Source organism: Komagataeibacter swingsii (assembly GCF_003207895.1).
In the GTDB taxonomy this organism is placed as follows: Bacteria; Pseudomonadota; Alphaproteobacteria; order Acetobacterales; family Acetobacteraceae; genus Komagataeibacter; species Komagataeibacter swingsii.
Genome location: NZ_NKUB01000001.1, coordinates 42825 through 60238, shown reverse-complemented (window position 1 = coordinate 60238; position 17414 = coordinate 42825). Strand labels below are relative to the sequence as shown.

General features: G+C 65.8%; 19 protein-coding genes. 5 read left to right on the top strand and 14 right to left on the bottom strand.

The window, feature by feature from the left end; all coding sequences use genetic code 11:
- Positions 1-77: 77 nt before the first annotated feature.
- Genes CFR76_RS00280 through CFR76_RS00270 form a run of 3 tightly spaced genes read right to left on the bottom strand, consistent with a single transcriptional unit; the run spans position 78 to position 2393 of the window.
- Positions 78-647, bottom strand: a complete 570-nt coding sequence (locus CFR76_RS00280; protein WP_110555320.1) for a DUF3465 domain-containing protein — start codon at positions 645-647, stop codon at positions 78-80.
- A 55-nt stretch (positions 648-702) separates the two neighbouring features.
- Complete coding sequence (locus CFR76_RS00275) at positions 703-1632, bottom strand: polyphosphate kinase 2 family protein (RefSeq protein WP_110555319.1); 930 nt, start codon at positions 1630-1632, stop codon at positions 703-705.
- Between the two features lie 2 nt (positions 1633-1634).
- Positions 1635-2393: an SDR family NAD(P)-dependent oxidoreductase gene (locus tag CFR76_RS00270; protein WP_110555318.1), complete on the bottom strand. Its 759-nt coding sequence runs from the start codon at positions 2391-2393 to the stop codon at positions 1635-1637.
- A 130-nt stretch (positions 2394-2523) separates the two neighbouring features.
- Here CFR76_RS00270 and CFR76_RS00265 point away from each other — a divergent pair, with 130 nt between their 5' ends.
- Positions 2524-3108: a YqgE/AlgH family protein gene (locus CFR76_RS00265; RefSeq protein WP_110555317.1), complete on the top strand. Its 585-nt coding sequence runs from the start codon at positions 2524-2526 to the stop codon at positions 3106-3108.
- Positions 3109-3123: 15 nt separating this feature from the next.
- Here CFR76_RS00265 and CFR76_RS00260 read toward each other — a convergent pair whose 3' ends face one another.
- From CFR76_RS00260 to CFR76_RS00235, 6 genes are all read right to left on the bottom strand, one after another.
- Positions 3124-3999 carry a TIGR01459 family HAD-type hydrolase gene (locus tag CFR76_RS00260; protein WP_110555316.1) on the bottom strand — a complete coding sequence of 292 codons (876 nt, stop codon included), beginning with the start codon at positions 3997-3999 and terminating at the stop codon, positions 3124-3126.
- Complete coding sequence (locus CFR76_RS00255) at positions 3996-5072, bottom strand: quinone-dependent dihydroorotate dehydrogenase (RefSeq protein ID WP_110555315.1); 1077 nt, start codon at positions 5070-5072, stop codon at positions 3996-3998. Before CFR76_RS00255 ends, CFR76_RS00260 begins: the two co-directional genes overlap by 4 nt.
- Positions 5069-6325 (bottom strand): L-dopachrome tautomerase-related protein, encoded by a 1257-nt coding sequence (locus CFR76_RS00250; RefSeq protein ID WP_110555314.1) that lies wholly within the window; start codon positions 6323-6325, stop codon positions 5069-5071. Before CFR76_RS00250 ends, CFR76_RS00255 begins: the two co-directional genes overlap by 4 nt.
- Positions 6326-6409: 84 nt before the next feature.
- Positions 6410-7771, bottom strand: coding sequence for a c-type cytochrome (locus CFR76_RS00245; RefSeq protein WP_408884344.1), 1362 nt, complete (start codon positions 7769-7771; stop codon positions 6410-6412).
- A gap of 5 nt (positions 7772-7776) precedes the next feature.
- Positions 7777-9564, bottom strand: a complete 1788-nt coding sequence (locus CFR76_RS00240; RefSeq protein WP_110555313.1) for a GMC family oxidoreductase — start codon at positions 9562-9564, stop codon at positions 7777-7779.
- A complete protein-coding gene (locus CFR76_RS00235) occupies positions 9561-10211 on the bottom strand; it encodes a gluconate 2-dehydrogenase subunit 3 family protein (RefSeq protein ID WP_167402023.1) in 651 nt (216 codons plus the stop codon). The genes CFR76_RS00240 and CFR76_RS00235 overlap by 4 nt, the downstream gene beginning before the upstream one ends.
- A 139-nt stretch (positions 10212-10350) precedes the next feature.
- On the opposite strand from CFR76_RS00235, the gene CFR76_RS00230 reads away from it, so the two are divergent.
- Together CFR76_RS00230 and cbiB are read left to right on the top strand one after the other, a co-directional pair.
- Positions 10351-10590, top strand: a complete 240-nt coding sequence (locus CFR76_RS00230) for a hypothetical protein (RefSeq protein ID WP_146222619.1) — start codon at positions 10351-10353, stop codon at positions 10588-10590.
- A gap of 21 nt (positions 10591-10611) precedes the next feature.
- Positions 10612-11673, top strand: coding sequence for an adenosylcobinamide-phosphate synthase CbiB (gene cbiB, locus CFR76_RS00225; RefSeq protein WP_110555310.1), 1062 nt, complete (start codon positions 10612-10614; stop codon positions 11671-11673).
- Between the two features lie 339 nt (positions 11674-12012).
- Here the strand turns inward: cbiB and CFR76_RS00220 are convergent, their stop codons facing one another.
- The 4 genes from CFR76_RS00220 to cobU form a co-directional block, all read right to left on the bottom strand.
- Positions 12013-12201, bottom strand: coding sequence for a hypothetical protein (locus tag CFR76_RS00220; RefSeq protein ID WP_110555309.1), 189 nt, complete (start codon positions 12199-12201; stop codon positions 12013-12015).
- A gap of 61 nt (positions 12202-12262) precedes the next feature.
- Positions 12263-13732, bottom strand: coding sequence for a cobyric acid synthase (locus CFR76_RS00215; RefSeq protein WP_110555308.1), 1470 nt, complete (start codon positions 13730-13732; stop codon positions 12263-12265).
- A complete protein-coding gene (cobO, locus tag CFR76_RS00210; protein ID WP_110555307.1) occupies positions 13732-14340 on the bottom strand; it encodes a cob(I)yrinic acid a,c-diamide adenosyltransferase in 609 nt (202 codons plus the stop codon). Before cobO ends, CFR76_RS00215 begins: the two co-directional genes overlap by 1 nt.
- Complete coding sequence (gene cobU, locus CFR76_RS00205) at positions 14337-14930, bottom strand: bifunctional adenosylcobinamide kinase/adenosylcobinamide-phosphate guanylyltransferase (protein ID WP_110555531.1); 594 nt, start codon at positions 14928-14930, stop codon at positions 14337-14339. Before cobU ends, cobO begins: the two co-directional genes overlap by 4 nt.
- Here cobU and cobT point away from each other — a divergent pair.
- Entirely contained in the window at positions 14929-15957 is a 1029-nt protein-coding gene (cobT, locus tag CFR76_RS00200) for a nicotinate-nucleotide--dimethylbenzimidazole phosphoribosyltransferase (RefSeq protein WP_110555306.1), read from the top strand. The two genes, cobU and cobT, sit on opposite strands and share 2 nt — an antisense overlap.
- Complete coding sequence (cobS, locus tag CFR76_RS00195) at positions 15954-16706, top strand: adenosylcobinamide-GDP ribazoletransferase (protein ID WP_110555305.1); 753 nt, start codon at positions 15954-15956, stop codon at positions 16704-16706. The genes cobT and cobS overlap by 4 nt, the downstream gene beginning before the upstream one ends.
- Here the strand turns inward: cobS and CFR76_RS00190 are convergent.
- Positions 16600-17259, bottom strand: coding sequence for a histidine phosphatase family protein (locus CFR76_RS00190; protein ID WP_110555304.1), 660 nt, complete (start codon positions 17257-17259; stop codon positions 16600-16602). The genes cobS and CFR76_RS00190 overlap by 107 nt on opposite strands.
- Between the last annotated feature and the right edge of the window lie 155 nt (positions 17260-17414).

Sequence of the window (17414 nt, the reverse complement as noted above, 5' to 3'; positions counted from 1 at the left end):
CCAAAAAGCTTCAAGGAACGCCGCCTTTTTGAAAAAAGGCGGCACCCAAAAACTTCTTTCAGACCTGCGACAGCCTGTTACTGGTAACGCCTGCCGTTGACCGTCACGTATCCTTCCACCGGCCAGGTGCGCCCGGTGCCGTGATGCGTCCAGTCAATGCCCTGGCTACGGGCGTTGTCATAGTAATACCGGCCCAGCACGTCCGCCTGGTCGCCCTTGGCCACCCACGGCCATGCGGGGGCTGACATACGGTCCAGATCGGATACGATGCGGATGGACACGCCATTGCCGACATCGACATAGAAATAACCATGCAGGCCGCTGCGTGTCCGTTTTGACGCGGATACCGCGATCACGCGGCCACAGACATGCTCGACCCGATCCGGCTGGTCGCCCTGCCTGCCTTCCGCCGCCTCGACATCGGCAAGGAATTTACGGTCATCACAGGATTCCGGCACGGGGCTGGCGATGGCCTGTGTCTGCGCATTGTCCTTTTCGCTGCCGGACTGCTGGTACTCTTCCCCGGCCTGTTCCCGCCTGTGGTGGTGATGGCGGCGCGCCTCGGCTGGCGCCATGAACGCCCCCTGCACCGCAAGGGCCGCCGCCAGCCCCATTACCCCACGTATATGCCAGCGCGTCGCCGCCATGACTGTTCTCCATTCACACAAGATCACAATCTTTTGCGGGGTGTCGGCACGCAGGTCAATGAACGGCGTGATTGGGGGCCGGCGGGGCTTCCGCTTCAAGCTGCCTGCGGGCCTTTTCCATTTCCGCCTCCATGGCGGGATCGGATGCCGGCATTTTCAGGCGCAGTTTTTCCAGCGCGTCAATGATGGCCTCGATCACCACCAGCCGTTCAAACCATTTCTGGTCGGCTGGCACGACAAACCACGGCGCATCGGGGCCGGCGGTGCGCCGGATCGCTTCCTCGTACGCGTTCTGGTACGCATCCCAGTACTGCCGTTCGTGGATGTCGGCGGGCGAGAATTTCCAGTTCTTGGTACGATGGTCGATGCGGCGCAGGAAGCGCTTTCGCTGCTCCTCCTTGGACAGGTGCAGGAAGAACTTCAGCACAACCGTGCCCTGGCGCGCCATGTACTGTTCGAAATGGATGATGTCCTCGTAACGGTCCTGCCAGAATGTCGGCTTTTTACGGAGGGAGGGCGGCAGGCATTCATGGTCCAGCAGTTCGGGATGCACGCGGGTGACCAGCACTTCCTCATAATGGCTGCGGTTGAAAATACCGATGCGGCCTGCCGCGGGCGCGGCCAGATGCTCGCGCCACAGGTATCCGTGCGACAGTTCAACCGGACCGGGCTGCTTGAACGACGTAACACTGACACCCTGCGGGTTGATGCCGGACATGACATGCTTGATCACGCCGTCCTTGCCCCCCGCATCCAGCGCCTGCAACACAATCAGCACGGACCATGTGCCATTGGCGTACAGCACGGCCTGCAGTTGCGACAGGCGGCGGATGCGTTCCTTCAGCAGCCGCTTGCCGGTTTTCTTGTCCAGCCCGCAGGCTTCCGCCGCCCGCGTGGGGCAGGCTGCAAGGGAAAAACCATGCCCGTCGCGCACACGGAACTGGCGCGCCAGCGTGTTGCTCATATTCCTGGTCTTGCGGGCCATGATCAGTCCTTCATCCCCCGCGCCACCGCAAGGCCGCCCGCCGCCTGACAGACCGGCATCATCTCGATTTCGTTGATATTGACATGACGCGGCAGCGACAGGACCCAGGCCACCGTTTCGGCAATGTCCACCGGGAGCAGCGGCTTTGTGCCCGCGTACACCGCCGCGGCCTTCGCATCGTCACGCAGGCGCACCTGGCTGAACTCACTCCCCCCGCACAGGCCGGGTTCAAGGTTCGTCACGCGCACATTATGCCCCAGCAGGTCACAGCGCAGGTTGCGCGTGAACTGGCTGACAAACGCCTTGGTCGCGCCATACACGTTGCCGCCGGCATAGGGATAGGCGCCAGCCGTGCTGCCAAGGGTCACGACATGCCCGCGATCGCGCGCCACCATGCCGGGCAGCAGCACGCGCGTCAGTTCGACCATGCCGGTCACGTTGGTGGCAATCATGGTCTGCCAGTTGGCGATATCCGCGTCCTGCGCCTTTTCCATGCCCAGCGCCAGCCCGGCATTGTTGATCAGCACGTCCACATCGCGCCATCCCTCCGGCAGGCTGCCCGGCAGGGCCGTGACTGCGGCCGCGTCATCCATGTCCAGCGGGAAGGGCAGCAGGTCCGGCCCCAGTTCCGCCGCCAGCGCCTCAAGGCGTTCGCGCCTGCGGCCGGTTGCGATGACACGGTAGCCATCATGCACAAGGCGCTGGGCAATCGCCTTGCCGAATCCGGCTGTGGCCCCGGTTACCAGTGCGGTCTGCTTCATGGTCGGTCTCCTTCGTGCATGGAACGGCAAGCCTTGCATATCGCGGGGCATCCGTCATTGAGAACGATCACGCCATGGGCAATGCCTGAAATGGTTGCAAAGCAGGGCAAATCCGGTTCTATGGTGGTGTATGGCTTCCTTTGCGACAACTCCAGGCTGCAGCCTGACGGGTCACCTGCTTGTGGCTACCCCTGCCCTGACCGATCCCGCCTTCGCGCGCAGTGTCGTCTACCTGTGCGCCCATACGCCCGAGGACGGGGCCATGGGCCTTGTCGTCAACCGTCGCCTGTCCCAGCCCGTACTGGATGACGTGCTGGAACAGCTTGGCATCGCCCCCGTCCCCCCGCGCCGCCGCATCAACCTGTGCGCGGGCGGGCCGATGGATAACGGGCGTGGCTTCGTGCTGCATACATCGGACTGGAGCGGCGATGGCAGCCTGCCGGTGGACCGCACCACCACGCTTACGGCCAGTCTGGACGTGCTGCGTGACATAGCCGATGGCAATGGCCCCGCCCATGCGCTGCTGGCCATGGGACATGCCAGTTGGGAGGCGGGACAGCTGGAGGAAGAAATGCTGCGCCATGATGCGTGGATCGCGGCCCCGGCCACCGAAAACATCGTATTCGGGGCCGATCACAACGCCAAGTGGCGGCAGGCGCTGGCCAGCGTGCGCATTGACCCCGCGTGGTACAGCGCCTCCCCCGGCCACGCCTGACCAGGGAGGGCCGCCCTACCAGCGCAGGGACGGCACGCAGGCCACCGGCGCAAGCCCGGCGGCGGAGGCCTCGGCCAGTGCGAGGTCGTAATCCGGGTTACGCCCCTGTTTCCAGCTACCGCCCAGCATTTCCTGATGGATACCACCCAGCACCCAGCAGCCATCAATCCCGGCGGTGGCGGCCCCGCGCATGTCGGTCGCCAGCGCATCCCCCAGCGCCAGCACACGATCACGCGGCACATCCAGCAATGACAGCGCCAGCCCGTACACTTCGGGGTAGGGCTTGCCGATCCAGCGCACGTCGCGGCCATGTTCCGCATACCAGCTTGCCATGGCGCCGGCACAGATCAGGCGCTGCGTGCCCCGGATGACCTGCTGGTCGGGATTGGCGCAGATCATGGGCAGTTCCTGCGCGGCGCAGCGTTGCAGCAGCGGCAGGTAGGGCGCGATGTCTTCTTCCCCCAGTTCGGCATCCGGCCCGGTATTGAGCACGAAATCCGCCTGCGCCGGGTCGGTGACCACATCAAGGTCCAGCCCGGCATAGACATCCACGTCCTTTTCCGGGCCAAGATGGATCATGCGCCGCCCCAGTGCGGCGAACCACGGGTCATCGCGGCTGGCCAGCATGCGGTGGGTGCATTCGCCGCTGGTCATGATGGCGTCATACAGGTCGGCGCTGACGCCCATGCGGCGCAGGTTCGGCTCGACCGTTGCGGTGCGGCGCGGCGCGTTGGACAGCAGCACGACGCGACGGCCCGCCGCCCGCAGGCGCTGCAGGCATTCCAGAACGCCGGGATAGGGCTGGACCCCATTATGCACCACACCCCACAGGTCGAGGATGTAGCCGTCATAATCCGCGTTCAGCGTGGACAGCCCGTCATGCCATTTCATTTGCGGGCGGTCCCCTTGGCATCGGCCAGTGTCTCGAACCCTTCGGCACGCAGCGCGCGCAGGGTTTCGGCCTTCAGCCGCGCGATGATGCCCGGCCCTTCGTAAACATAGGACGTATAGATCTGCACAAGGTCCGCCCCCGCGCGCACCCGGTCCACGATATCGGCCCCGGTCTCGATCCCGCCACAGGCCACCAGCGCCACGCGGCCATCCGCCACCTGCGCCACGCGGGCCAGCATGTCCTGCGCCAGCGCGCGCAGGGGACGACCGGACAGGCCGCCGGTCTCGCTGGCATACGGGCTGCGCAGCCCCGCCGGGCGGGAAATGGTGGTGTTCGAGACAATCAGCCCTTGCACGCCACCCGCAATCGCGGCCTCGACCACCGCTGGCACGTCATCATGCGCGATATCGGGCGAAATCTTGACCAGCAGCGGCGGCCGTTCGGGGTGGGCGGCACTGATCGCGTCCAGGATGCCCTTCAGGCGCGTGGCCTCCAGCAGGTCGCGCAGGCCCGGCGTGTTGGGCGAGGACAGGTTGATGACGATGTAGTCGGCATAATGCTTCACCCGCCCGACCAGCATGGGGTAATCGCGCTCGGGGTCCGCGCCGGTCTTGTTGATGCCAAGGTTCGCCCCCACCGGCACCTGCGCCCCCGGCGTGCGGCGCGGGGACGCCACGCGGTGCAGGCGCGCCATGCGCACGGCAAAACGGTCGATGCCCTGGTTGTTGAAGCCCATGCGGTTGATGATGGCGCGGTCTTCCGTCAGCCGGAACAGGCGCGGCTGCGGGTTGCCGGGCTGCGGGCGCGGGGTCACGGTTCCGGCTTCGACAAAACCGAAGCCCGATCGCGCCAGCGGGCGCACGACCAGCGCATTCTTGTCAAACCCCGCCGCCATGCCGATGGGGTTGGGAAACCGCAGGCCCATGGCCCGCACCGACAGCGCCGGGTCATCCTTCCCAGGGCAGGACACCCCACCCAGGCCCAGTTGCAGGGCATCAAGGGCGAGGTGATGGGCGGTCTCGGGTTCCAGACGCCGCATGAGCGGCAGGATCATACGCGACATAATATTCATGGCATGGATTGTTGCCGCAATTCAGCGTCGGGGGAAAGGGGCAACCAGCCATGCGCGGGCTTTGTCGCGTCCATGGCCACGGGGGCGTCGGTGGGAAAGCGGATCAGGTAATAGGGGGGCACCCGCAGGTCATGCCCGCCATTCAGCCCGCCCAGCCGGTTCCACTGCCCCAGCGTGCAGTAGACCATGTCGCCATCGACGAATATCCCGTCGGGCGAGAGGATGCGCGGGTCATGCACCATGGTGTCGAACGTCCCGTCGGCATTGCGGCGGAAGATGGCGTCATGTTCGAAATTGGTGGTGTAGATGCGCCCCCTTGCATCACTGGCCAGCCCGTCGGCCACGCCCTTTTCCCCCAGGTCGCGTATTCCGGCTGCAAGCTGCGCGTCGGTCTTGGAAAAATCAGCCAGCAGGCTGGTGGGAATGCCGTAAAGCCGCCTGCTGGTCAGCGGGCTGTAATACAGCGTGGCGCTGTCGGGCGACAGGGTAATGCCGTCCACCCCGCCCCAGACGAAGGCGGGCGGGTGCCGCGGGGGATCGAACACCAGCGGTCGCCCCTCCACCACCGCCATGAAGGGACGCTCCGCCTGGATGGAGGGATGATCGGCCAGCACCCGGCGCTGCCGTCCTGTCGCGATATCCACCACCACAAGGGCGGGCGACAGGCCGAAGGAGGAATCGGTCACATACACCGTACCCTGCGCCCCATGCGTCAGGTCCACCCGCAGGTCGTTCATGTGGCTGTCGGGCAGCAGGGTCGGCGCGCGCAGGATGATGCTGGCGGAGATCCGGTCGGTTTCCGGGTCGATGCCGATGATTTTCGCCGCACCGGGGACAAGTGGCTGCCCCGCCAGCTTGCCATCGTCAATGGCCCATAACCGCCCCCGCGCATCCGTCGTCATGCCATGCACGGACATGAGGCGGCTTGCTGGCGGCTGGTCGGAGGGCATGCTGTGCGCCGCGTCGGGATAGGGGTACAGCTTCCCGTCCTTCAGTTCAGCCAAGGTCGCGCCGTGGTGATTGACCGCGTGGCGGGGGAACCCCACGAATACGCGCCCATGCGTCACCGCGATGCCGGACGGGCCGGGACCATCAAACCGGGCCACGACCTCGAACGGGCCGGAGGGCGCCACGCCATGGTCGCGGTTGGTGGCATCACGCGCCGGTTCCGCCGCATGGGCGACACCATACAGCCCCACGGACAATGGCAGGATGGCACGGAACAGGTCACGCCTGTGCATGGACATGGTCATCGTCTCCCCGTGCTGGATATCAGGTCATTGAGGCAAGTCCGGGGGACAAGGGCAATCGAACCCCGCCCCGCGCATGGTTCACAATCAGTTCATGGGCAAGGATGCGGGCGGGTGTCCGGGCGACAGGGTGCGCCGTATCCGCGCCACATCCACGCCTGTTACGGCAGGCGCGTCATTCCCCCACGCCGCGCGGATGAAGGTGACGGTATCCGCCACGGCCCTGTCGTCCATGCGCGCGGCGAAACCGGGCATGACAAAGGCGGAAGGCGCCTGCCGCGTGGCGCGCAGGATATTGCCTTCCAGCACGATGCGGATCAGGGAATCGGGTCTGGGGTCCATGACCACCGGGTTGCCCGCCAGTGGCGGGAACGTGGTGGGATAGCCGCGGCCATCGGTGCGGTGGCAGGCCGCGCAGCGATCGACATAGGCCCGCGCGCCCCGGGCCGAGACATCACCCGCGCGCAGGGCGTCCGTTACCGCAGGGTCGTAGGTCCAGCCCTGCGCCACCATGGGTGCTGCGGGTGACAGGGTCTTGAGGTAGCGCGCGATCGCCAGCCGGTCATCATCCGTCATATGCTGCGTGCCATGGCCAATGGCGTCCGCCATGCCGCCAAAGGCCGCCCCCAGCGGCATGCGCCCGGTCGCGAGGAAACGGACGATGTCATGTTCGTTCCACCGCCCCAGCCCGGTGCGGTTTTCCCCGCGCAGGCTGACGGGACGCCAGCCATCCACCACGTCCCCCCCCGACAGGTACAGCGGCCCATCCGCCGCCGTCAGGGCCTTTTCCTGCATGGTCAGGGCGCGCGGCGTATGGCACGCGCCACAATGGCCCGGCCCTTCGACCAGATAGCTGCCACGCGCCACCAGCGGGTCGGCGAAGGTACGGCGATCCATGTCGCGCCGCACGGCCTCCGGGTCGGGGGCATACAGCGTGCGCCAGATGGAAAGCGGCCAGCGCATGGACATCGGCCACACCATGCCATCCTGCGCCACCGCATGCGTGACGGGTTTTACCCCCTGCATGAAATAGACATACAGCACATGCACGTCCGCATCCGTCAGGCGGGCATATGACGGATAGGGCATGGCCGGGTACAGCGTCGCCCCGTCACGGCGGATGCCCCGGCGCAGGGCACGGCTGAATTCGGCTTCGGAATACCGGCCAATGCCCGTCTGCCGGTCCGGGGTGATGTTGGGGGCGTACAGCGTGCCGGTCGGCAGGTGGAAGGCCATGCCCCCGGCAAAGGGCGCACCGCCGGGCACGGTATGGCAGGCCCCGCAATCGGCCACGCGGGCCATGTATTCCCCGCGCGCGACCGCATCATCCCCGTCCTGCCCGTGTAGCTGGTGATCCGGTGCCTGATCCTGCGCGCGCGCCAGTGGCGTCGCCATCATCCCCGCCGCCAGCACGGCCGCCAGCAGGCACAGCCGCTTTCCCCACGCCATGCCCGTCATCCCGCCAGCGGCCCGGGATGGGCAAGATAGGTCGTGCGGATGTGGTGGGCCGCCCAGTACGCCAGCGCCGCGACCATGCCGGTGGGGTTGTAGCCCGTTCCCTGCGGAAAGGCGTTCGCCCCGATCACGAATACATTATGCACATCCCATGACTGCAGGTAGCGGTTGAGCGCGCTGGTGCCCGGATCCGTGCCCATGACCGCTCCGCCACCCAGATGGGTGGTCTGGTACTGTCGTGTATCGAACGGCCTGCCGAATTCGCGTTTTGTCAGGTTGACGCGCCGCGCGCCCATGGCCTTCGCCACGTCGCCGATCCTGTCCACCACATAGCGGTTCATGCGGATGTCGTTGTCTTTCCAGTCAAACGTCATGCGCAGCAGGGGCTGTCCGTAAGCGTCCTTCCATGTCGGGTCGAGGTCGAGATACACGTCGCGATAGGCCATGTTCGCGCCATGGGCATCAATGCGCAGGGAATGGCGGTAGGTGTCGATCACGCCCGCCTTCCACGCACTGCCCCAGCGCGGCGTGCCCGGCGGGCCGCCGGAATGGGCGGCGGCGATTGCCTTCACACCCGCCTGGTTCACCCAGACCGGCGATCCCCCCACGAAACCCAGCGGCCCGTGGTCGAAATTTTCGCTGTTGAAGTCATCAAACGCGACACCGCCGCCGCCCGCGCCGATATACTGGTTCGTATCAATACCGCGGTCGAGCCAGACATTGCTGGTCGTTACGTTCTGGTAGACGAAATTGCGCCCCACCACCCCTTCGTTGCGTGCGGGGTCATAAGGCCTGCCGATGCCCGACAGCAGCATGAGCCGGACATTATGGAACTGGAACGCGGTCAGGATCACCATCTCCGCGGGCTGGGTCACGACCGCGCCATCGGGATCGGTATAGGTCACGCCGGTCGCCCGCCTGCCCTCCGCATCCAGTTCCACCTTCATTACATGGCAGCCCGCGCGCAGCTCAAACAGCGGGTGACGCCGCAGCACCGGCAGGATGTTCACGTTGGGCGATGCCTTGGAATACATGTAACAGGCATACCCGCTGCAATAACCGCAGAAATTGCACGGCCCCATCTGCACGCCATACGGGTTGATGTACTGCCGCGACGCATTGGCCGCCGGCAGGGAATAGGGGTGGAATCCCACTTCCGCCGCCGCCTTGCGGAACAGGTGGGCGGTATAGACATCCTTCAGCGCGGGCAGCGGGAAATGGTCAGAACGCGAGGGGGAGAACACATTCCCCTTCCCCACCACCTGCCCCTTGACCATGTAGGCTTCGCCCGATGTGCCGAATACCTTTTCCGCCTTGTCGAAAAAGGGTTCCAGTTCCTCGTAACTGACGCCGTAATCCTGCAGGTTCATGCCTTCGGGAATGAATTTGGCGCCGTATTTCTCGATCACGCGCGTACGCAGGCGCAGGTCATCGGGCGGTATGCGGAAATGCACGCCAGACCAGTGCAGGCCCGCGCCGCCCACGCCCTCACCGGGCAGGAAGGCGGCCATGCGGCGATAGGGCAGCGCCGTCTGCCGGCTGTTGTTGCGGATGGTGACGGTATTCTTCGACAGGTCCTGGAACAGCTTATAACGGAAATTGGCCTCCAGTTCGTCGATCGAGGCGGGATAGGCCCCGTCCGCCGCCGTGCTGCGGTCCGGCCCGCGTTCCAGCATGACGACCGACCGACCGGCCTCGGTCATTTCCTTGGCCATGATGGACCCGGCCCAGCCACCGCCCACGATCACCACGTCAACCGCGCGCAGCCTGCGTGCGTCGTCGCTCATGCCGTTTCCCCCGATATGGACACGCTGCCCAGCGGGTAATGCGCGCCGTAGCGGTCCACCCAGTCCATGAAATCGGCCCGCGCGCCGGGAAAGCCGAGCATGATCCAGCCGCCAAGCCCGGTATTGCCGCCATGGACGGGGTCCGAAAACGCGCCTTCCATCACATTGGCCAGCAACTGGTCAAAAAAAGCGGTGGATGGCAGGTCGCCAAAGGTCATGCCGCCGTTTTCGGCCCCGCGCAGCAGGTCGTCCTGCAATGCCGGCGCAAGGCCCGCGAACGGCCTGCCATGGCGGGTGGCCGCGTGGGCGTCCATGCCCGCGATGCCGCGCCGGTACAGGTCACGCGGGGCATGGGGCAACTGGTAGCCCAAATTGTCCGGCCCCGGCACGAAGGGCGCCTGCATGTACCACTGCGCCCCATGGGCGTAGGGCGTGTCCATCTGCATGTCGATGAAACGCGGCACGTCCAGCGCCAGCGCGCCGGGGCCATTTTCATCGGCCGGGATCAGGCGGTCACACGCGGCGACCAGGAACGCCCATTCGGCGGGGGTGAAAAAACGCGGGGCATAGGATGCGGGCGGGCTGGAGCGGGCCGGGAGGGCGGCAAGAACCGTACTGCACGCGGCAGCCCCTGCCAGTCCCTGCATGAACCGCCGTCGCGACGAAGTGAACCGTAAACCACTGATACCCAAAAACGCCTGCCCGCTATGCCATGTCTCTCTTGATCCGAATGCTCACTATATCCGTGAGGTCCGGATAAATGCCTAGTCCATTTTTTCCGGCATATTGGTTAATGCAAGAAATATTGATCACGAAAAAATGGGGGGCGGGCAAACTTTTGCGCGTTCCGTCAACCTGTTCCGCAGTGTCCGCTGCATTCCGCAATGCCCGGTCTGGCGCGTTGCGGGTCATAAGGAAATTTTTGGTGAAGCTTTTTTCAAAACGTTACAGGGAAACGCCGCTTTTTGGAAAAAGGCGGCAGACAGAAACTTTTATTATCCTTTATCAACAGATTACTTAAAATAATTCCTGATACAGGCCGCGCCCTTGACCCGTCACGGGCCGCACCATATCCACGCGGGCATGCGCCCTGCCCTTTTCATGCTGCGAAACCTTGGCACCACCTGCATCGCGTCAGTGACCGACATGGCCGTGGGCTATCCGCAGGCGCTGGTGCGCCGCGTCGGGCATCCGGTCATGTGGATCGGGGGGCTGGTCGGCATGCTGGACCGACGCCTCAATACGCCGGACGCCACCCCGGCAAAACGCCGGGCCAACGGTCTTGTGGCCAGCGTGCTGATCGTGTCGGTGCCCACGGCAACCGCCATGCTGGTGGACCATGCCATCCGCCGTGTGCTGCCCCGCTGGCTGGCGCTGCCGCTGACGGCGGTACTGGCCAGTTCCCTTGTCGCCCAGCGTTCGCTGCATGACCATGTCGAAGCCGTGGCGATACAGGCACGCGACAGCCTGCCCGCCGCCCGGCGCGCGGTTTCCCACATTGTGGGCCGCGACCCCGAACAGCTTGATATGGCGGGCGTGCTGCGGGCCGCGACCGAGACACTGGCCGAAAACTTTTCCGACGGCATCGTGGCCCCCCTGCTGTGGATGGCGGCAGGCGGCCTGCCGGGCGCGGTCTTTTACAAATCGGTCAACACGGCGGACAGCATGATCGGCCACCGCACGCCCCGGCATGAAGCCTTTGGGTGCGCGGCGGCAAGGCTGGATGACCTGGTCAACCTGCCCGCGTCCCGCCTGTCGGCGCTGTGGATCATCCTTGCCGCCCTGAGCATGAAGGGCATGGGCGCGCGGGACGCCTTGCGCATCCTGCGGCGCGACGCCCGCCGCCACCGATCCCCCAATGCCGGGTGGCCGGAAGCCGCGATGGCGGGCGCGCTGGGCATACGCCTGTCTGGTCCGCGCGCCTATAACGGCGTCAGCGTGGCGGAGCCGTGGGTGGGCGACGGGCCAGCCACGCTGCGTCCCGCCGACCTGTGCCGCGCGCTGGCGCTGTACCGCCGCGCCTGCCTGATCCAGACATTGGCGGGTGTGACGGCCACGGCCCTGCTGGCCCGGGCGTCACGACGGCGCCGATCCAACGCCTGCCTCTGAAGCATCCCTGAAAACAATAAAGGTTTCACCAGGACGCCGCCTTTTCACAAGACGGCATCCGTGGTGAAGCTTTTTTTATTTTCCCGCGTTCATGCGGCTTCGTTTTCGCGCTTCGGCAGCCAGAGCAAGAGCGCACGCACGACCTTGCGCGTCTGTGACCCTTGGGCATCCTCATCAATGCCAAACCTGGCCAGTTCCCCTTCCATGATTTATGAAAAACTGTTTGAAAATAACTCATTGATAAAAAACAATAAAAGTTTTCAGGTGCTGTCTTTTTTCAAAAAGGCAGCGTTCTTTCGAAGCTTCTGCAAAAAGCTTCACCAAAAACTTCTTTTAATTTTAAAGCGCTATCATGAGCTGACTTTTCAAACCGCCTTTGAGAAAATCGCGGATATCATTTTCTTCAATCGCGACGATCGCGCTTTCGGCGCGCTGTGCCCCATCAGCCGATATCTGCCCGACACGATGTTTCGAACCGACAGCCCGCATTTCAGCGATAACGTCCGGATAGATGAAGCGGCGGGTCATTGCAGGCGCCTCCCCGCAAGGATGATGCGCGCCGCGCGGGAGCGAAACGGCGGCGAACGTTTCAGCCCCGCACCGGGCGCGCCATGGCCAGCAGGCCATCGATATCAAGATGCGTTTCCAGATGATCGGCCAGCGCATCCAGCGCCGCATCCACCCTCGCATCATGGTCATGCCCGTCCGAATGGCCACCCAGCCGCGCCAGCAAGGCCGCCCGCGCCCCACCATCGGCCAGCAGGCCATGGACGTAGGTACCCCATATCCGCCCCGACGGACTGACCGCGCCGTCATGACGTCTCCCCAGGTCAATCAGGGGCCGCGCATCATGATCGGGGCCGGTGGTCCGGCCGATATGCATTTCATACCCGCGCATGGCGGTCCCTTCGGGCAGCAGGCGGCCGGTTACATCCTCCAGCCGCTTGCCGCCTTCCAGCACCGTTGTCACATCAAGCAGCCCCAGCCCCGCCACGGTTGCGGGTGGCCCCTCGATCCCAAGCGGGTCGGCAATACTGCGCCCCAGCATCTGGTAGCCACCGCATATGCCCATGACGTAACCACCACGGCGCGCATGGGCATGGATGTCGATATCCCACCCTTCGTCCCGCAATGCAGCAAGGTCGGCGATGGTGGCCTTCGCACCGGGCAGGATCACAAGGTCACACGGCGGCAGCACCTGCCCCCGCCGCACCATGGTCAGGCTGACGCCTTCTTCCGCCGCCAGCGGGTCGAGATCATCGAAATTGGCGATCATGGGCAGGCACGGCACGGCAATGCGCACGCCCCCCGTCCCGCCATGCCTGCCGGCATGCAGGTCGGCGGCGTCTTCCGCCGGCAGGTCACGCACTCGGTCGAGGAAGGGGACCAGCCCCACGGGCCGCCAGCCGGTCATGCCGGCAATCGCCACCATTCCCGCATCGAACAGCGACGGGTCACCCCGCATGCGGTTGACAATAAAGCCCCTTATGCGCCGCGCGTCCCCAGTGGCCACGACAGCCTGCGTGCCGACAAGGCTTGCGATCACGCCGCCACGGTCGATATCGCCCACCAGCACGACATCAACATCCGCCGCCTGCGCAAAACCCATATTGGCGATGTCATCGGCCCGCAGGTTGACCTCCGACGCCGATCCGGCCCCTTCGACCAGCACGATGTCCGCCTGACCGGCAAGGGTATGGAAACTGTCCAGCACCTCGGGCATCAGGCCGCGCTTGAAGGACTGGAAATCCTTCGCCCGCACCTGCCCGCGCATGCGGCCGCGCACCACAAGCTGCGATCCGGTCATGCCCTGCGGCTTGAGCAGCACGGGATTCATGTCCACCGACAAGGCAACCCCGCAGGCCCGCGCCTGCAACGCCTGCGCGCGCCCGATCTCGCCCCCGTCCGCCGTGACCGCCGCATTATTGGACATGTTCTGCGGCTTGAACGGGCGCACGCGCAGGCCACGCCGGGTCAGCGCGCGGGCAATTCCCGCCACCAGCACCGACTTGCCCACGCTGGACCCGGTGCCCTGGAACATGAGCGCGCGGGCCGCCATCAGAATTCGATCCCGGCCTGCGCCTTGACCCCCTTCCTGAAATGATGGGCCACCTGCGTCATTTCCGTGACCAGATCGGCGGCCTCGATCATGGCCGGGCGGGCGTTACGGCCCGTCACGACCACATGCTGCATGGCGGGGCGGGCGGCGATATCGGCCAGTACCTCATCGACCGGCAGGTAGTCGTAGCGCAGCGCGATGTTGAGTTCGTCCAGTATCACCATCGCCACATCCGCGCGCCGCATGGCCGCGCGCGCCTGGTCCCACGCGGCGCGGCAGTTGGCGATGTCGCGGGTGCGGTCCTGCGTATTCCATGTAAAGCCCTCGCCCAGCGCATGCCATTCCACCTGATCGCCAAAGCGTTCCAGCGCCTTGCGCTCCCCCGTGTTCCACGCCCCCTTGATGAACTGGACCACCACGATACGCCCGCCATGGGCCAGCGTGCGCAGCGCCATGCCGAAGGCTGCGGTGGACTTGCCCTTGCCCGCGCCGGTATGGACCGCCAGCAACCCCTTCTCGATGGATTTGCTGCTGACTTCCCTGTCCTGCACCTGCTTGCGTTTGGCCATTTTTTCACGATGGCGGATTTCTTCGGGGGTAAGGGTCATTTCATCTCCATCGGCAGGCCGGCCACTACAAAAACCACGCGCGCGACATCCCGCGCAACAGACTGGTGCAGCCAGCCTGCCTCATCACGGAAGCGGCGCGCCAGCGCATTATCGGGCACGATGCCCTGACCCACCTCGTTCGACACCAGCACGGTCGGCCCCGTACGGCGGCGCAGGGCCGCCAGCAACGCCTGCGTGGCCACCGCGATATCATGTTCGCCCAGCATGAGGTTGGTCAGCCACAGCGTCAGGCAGTCCACCAGGACGGGCGACGTATCCGCCCCATCAAGGGCCGCGGGCAGGTCCAGCGGTTCCTCGACCGTATGCCAGCCCGCACCCCGCCGCGCCCGGTGGTGGGCCACGCGCGCGGTCATCTCCCCATCATGGGGCTGGCAGGTGGCAAGGTAGGTCCATGGCGCGGGCCATTGGGGGAACAGGTTTTCGGCAAAGCGGCTCTTGCCCGAACGCGCGCCACCCAGCACGAAAATGCAGCCCTGCATGCCGGACATCGTATCAGGTTGGCCCGCCGCCTTCATTTTATCCTCCGCCATCTTGCATCCGGGCGCATAAGACCACACAACGCTGCCCATGCCATCCCGTCCTTCCCATCCACGCGACATGGCCGCGCTGCGCCAGCTATGCCGCGACCTGCCCGCGCCCGACATGGCGGCCGACGCCGCCATGACCGATCATGACAGCCATCTGACCAAGCCGCCCGGCAGCCTGGGACGGCTGGAGGAGCTGGCCCGTTGGGCCGGACGGTGGCAGCGCACCGACCGCCCCCGCGCCGAACGGGTGGACATCATCGTCTTCGCGGGCAACCACGGCGTGACAGCGCAGGGTGTGACACCGTGGCCCATCGATGTCACGCGCCAGATGGTCGAAAATTTCCGCAATGGCGGGGCGGCCATCAACCAGATCGCCCGCGTAAGCGCCGCGCGCCTGCACGTGGTGGAAGCGGAGGACCTGCGCCCCACAGCCGACATGACCCATGCCCCGGCCATGGACGAGACGACCTTCCTGCGCGCGCTGGCCACCGGCATGCGGGCCGTGCGGCCAGATACGGACCTGCTGTGCCTGGGGGAAATGGGGATTGGCAACACGACCCCCGCCGCCGCCCTGTGCGCCGCCCTGTTTGGCGGTGGGGGCGCGAAATGGGCCGGACGCGGCACCGGGCTGGATGACGCGGGCGTGCGGCACAAGGCGGCGGTGATCGACCGCGCGCTGGACCGCCACGGCACGCGGCTGGCGGACCCGCTGGTCATCGCGCGTTACCTTGGCGGGCATGAACTGGCGGCGATCATGGGGGCGGCCATCGCCGCGCGGTACATGGGCATTCCCGTACTGCTGGACGGTTTCATCTGCACGGCCGCCGTTGCCCCGCTGGCGCTGCTGCATCCGCACGGGCTGGACCATACCCGCCTGTCGCACTGTTCGGCCGAAGGCGGGCATGCCCACCTGGCGGCGGCACTCGGGCTGTCACCATTGCTGGAACTGGGATTGCGGCTGGGCGAAGGCTCCGGCGCGGGACTGGCCATTCCCCTTGTGCGCGCCGCCACCGCCTGCCTGTGCGGCATGGCGACATTCGCGCAGGCGCGGGTCAGCGAAAAGGCATGACCATCATGGGCCGCCTGCGGGCCGACCTTGTCTGCGGGATCGGGCTGCTGACCCGCCTGCCGGTGGGATGGCTGGCGCATGACGGCCTGCCCTATTCCATGACGCGCAGCATATGGTGCTGGCCGCTGGTCGGCGCGGGGCTAGGGGCATGCGGCAGCCTGCTTTATGCGGGGCTGCGGTGGCTGGGCATTGCCGCCCTGCCGGCTGCGGGATGGAGCATCGGCATGCTGCTGCTGGCCTGTGGCGGGCTGCATGAAGACGGGCTGGCGGACATGGCCGATGGCTGTGGCGGTGGCCGGGACCGCGCGCGCAAGCTGGAAATCATGCGTGACAGCCGGGTGGGCAGTTATGGCGTGATGGCGCTGGTCATCGCGCTGCTGGTGCGCATCACGGCGCTGGCCGCCATGCCGGGCGCCGTGGCCATCATGGCCATGCCGGTGGCCGGTGCGCTGGCGCGCGTGGCCATGGCGGCCGTGCTGTGGCGCCTGCCGCCCGCGCGCAGTGACGGACTGGCCAGTTCCATGGCGGGCGTGCCGGGCCATGCGCTGGCGACGTGCATGGGACTTGCCGGCCTGTGCGCCGCCGTGCTGCTTCCCTGGCCGCGCGCGGCCCTTGCCTGTGCCGTGGCGGCCGGGGCGGCGGTCATAATGTGCCTGTTCGCGCGGCGGCAGATTGGCGGCCAAACCGGAGACGTTCTTGGTGCAACGGCAGTTGTGGCGGAATGTGCGATCCTGGCTGCCCTGTCCTGAATCCGGGCAGGCCCTGTTCGATCACCCGCACCGACCCCATGGGCGGCGACGGGGCCAGCAGGCTGCCGGGCATGCCATGGACCATACCATGCATGAGGCGCAGCGGCCCCCCATGGGTCAGCACGGCGCAGGACTGGCCGCGCTGCTGCATCTCGGTCCAGAAATGCCGCACACGGGCGCGCAGGTCGCTGCCATTTTCCCCACCAGGAGGGGTAAAGCCGGAAACATCGGCCGCCCATGCATCAAGCGCGGCGCGTGAAATGTGAGTCCATGGCCGGCCCTCCCATTCGCCAAAGCTGATTTCACGCAGACGTGAATCCACCTTCAGCTCCAGGTTCATGAACCGCGCCACCCGTTCGGCCACCATCTGGCAGCGCCGGGCCGGTGAGGAGAACAGAATCCTGCACCCCACCCCCTGCATGACGGTGCGCAGGCCATCGGCCATGCGCTCCCATCCATCCGCCAGGGCAACGTCCCGCTGGCCGTAACACAGGCCTTCCGCCCCCATGACGGCGGGATGGCGCGCCAGCACAACTGCAAAACGGTCAGTCATCCGCTCCTGCCTTCCAATCTGTCCTGATGAACATCCGCGAAGTTCATGAACATCGCCATAAGTTGGATAAGGGGGCAGCCCCCCGATAAGGACATGCCACTTTTTCGCCCCAGGATGTCGGGACCGTATCAATTCCGACAAACAGGACAAAATAA

What these genes read in the sequence shown, in the direction of transcription:
- CFR76_RS00260 (WP_110555316.1), bottom strand. Translation starts at nt 3,999, where the DNA reads ATGAAATGGCATGACGGGCTGTCCACGCTGAACGCGGATTATGACGGC.
- CFR76_RS00280 (WP_110555320.1), bottom strand. Translation starts at nt 647, where the DNA reads ATGGCGGCGACGCGCTGGCATATACGTGGGGTAATGGGGCTGGCGGCG.
- CFR76_RS00275 (WP_110555319.1), bottom strand. Translation starts at nt 1,632, where the DNA reads ATGGCCCGCAAGACCAGGAATATGAGCAACACGCTGGCGCGCCAGTTC.
- CFR76_RS00265 (WP_110555317.1), top strand. Translation starts at nt 2,524, where the DNA reads ATGGCTTCCTTTGCGACAACTCCAGGCTGCAGCCTGACGGGTCACCTG.
- CFR76_RS00240 (WP_110555313.1), bottom strand. Translation starts at nt 9,564, where the DNA reads ATGAGCGACGACGCACGCAGGCTGCGCGCGGTTGACGTGGTGATCGTG.
- CFR76_RS00235 (WP_167402023.1), bottom strand. Translation starts at nt 10,211, where the DNA reads ATGCAGGGACTGGCAGGGGCTGCCGCGTGCAGTACGGTTCTTGCCGCC.
- CFR76_RS00270 (WP_110555318.1), bottom strand. Translation starts at nt 2,393, where the DNA reads ATGAAGCAGACCGCACTGGTAACCGGGGCCACAGCCGGATTCGGCAAG.
- CFR76_RS00220 (WP_110555309.1), bottom strand. Translation starts at nt 12,201, where the DNA reads ATGACCCGCCGCTTCATCTATCCGGACGTTATCGCTGAAATGCGGGCT.
- cobU (WP_110555531.1), bottom strand. Translation starts at nt 14,930, where the DNA reads ATGGGCAGCGTTGTGTGGTCTTATGCGCCCGGATGCAAGATGGCGGAG.
- cobS (WP_110555305.1), top strand. Translation starts at nt 15,954, where the DNA reads ATGACCATCATGGGCCGCCTGCGGGCCGACCTTGTCTGCGGGATCGGG.
- CFR76_RS00190 (WP_110555304.1), bottom strand. Translation starts at nt 17,259, where the DNA reads ATGACTGACCGTTTTGCAGTTGTGCTGGCGCGCCATCCCGCCGTCATG.
- cobT (WP_110555306.1), top strand. Translation starts at nt 14,929, where the DNA reads ATGCCATCCCGTCCTTCCCATCCACGCGACATGGCCGCGCTGCGCCAG.
- CFR76_RS00215 (WP_110555308.1), bottom strand. Translation starts at nt 13,732, where the DNA reads ATGGCGGCCCGCGCGCTCATGTTCCAGGGCACCGGGTCCAGCGTGGGC.
- CFR76_RS00245 (WP_408884344.1), bottom strand. Translation starts at nt 7,771, where the DNA reads ATGGCGTGGGGAAAGCGGCTGTGCCTGCTGGCGGCCGTGCTGGCGGCG.
- CFR76_RS00250 (WP_110555314.1), bottom strand. Translation starts at nt 6,325, where the DNA reads ATGACCATGTCCATGCACAGGCGTGACCTGTTCCGTGCCATCCTGCCA.
- cobO (WP_110555307.1), bottom strand. Translation starts at nt 14,340, where the DNA reads ATGACCCTTACCCCCGAAGAAATCCGCCATCGTGAAAAAATGGCCAAA.
- CFR76_RS00255 (WP_110555315.1), bottom strand. Translation starts at nt 5,072, where the DNA reads ATGAATATTATGTCGCGTATGATCCTGCCGCTCATGCGGCGTCTGGAA.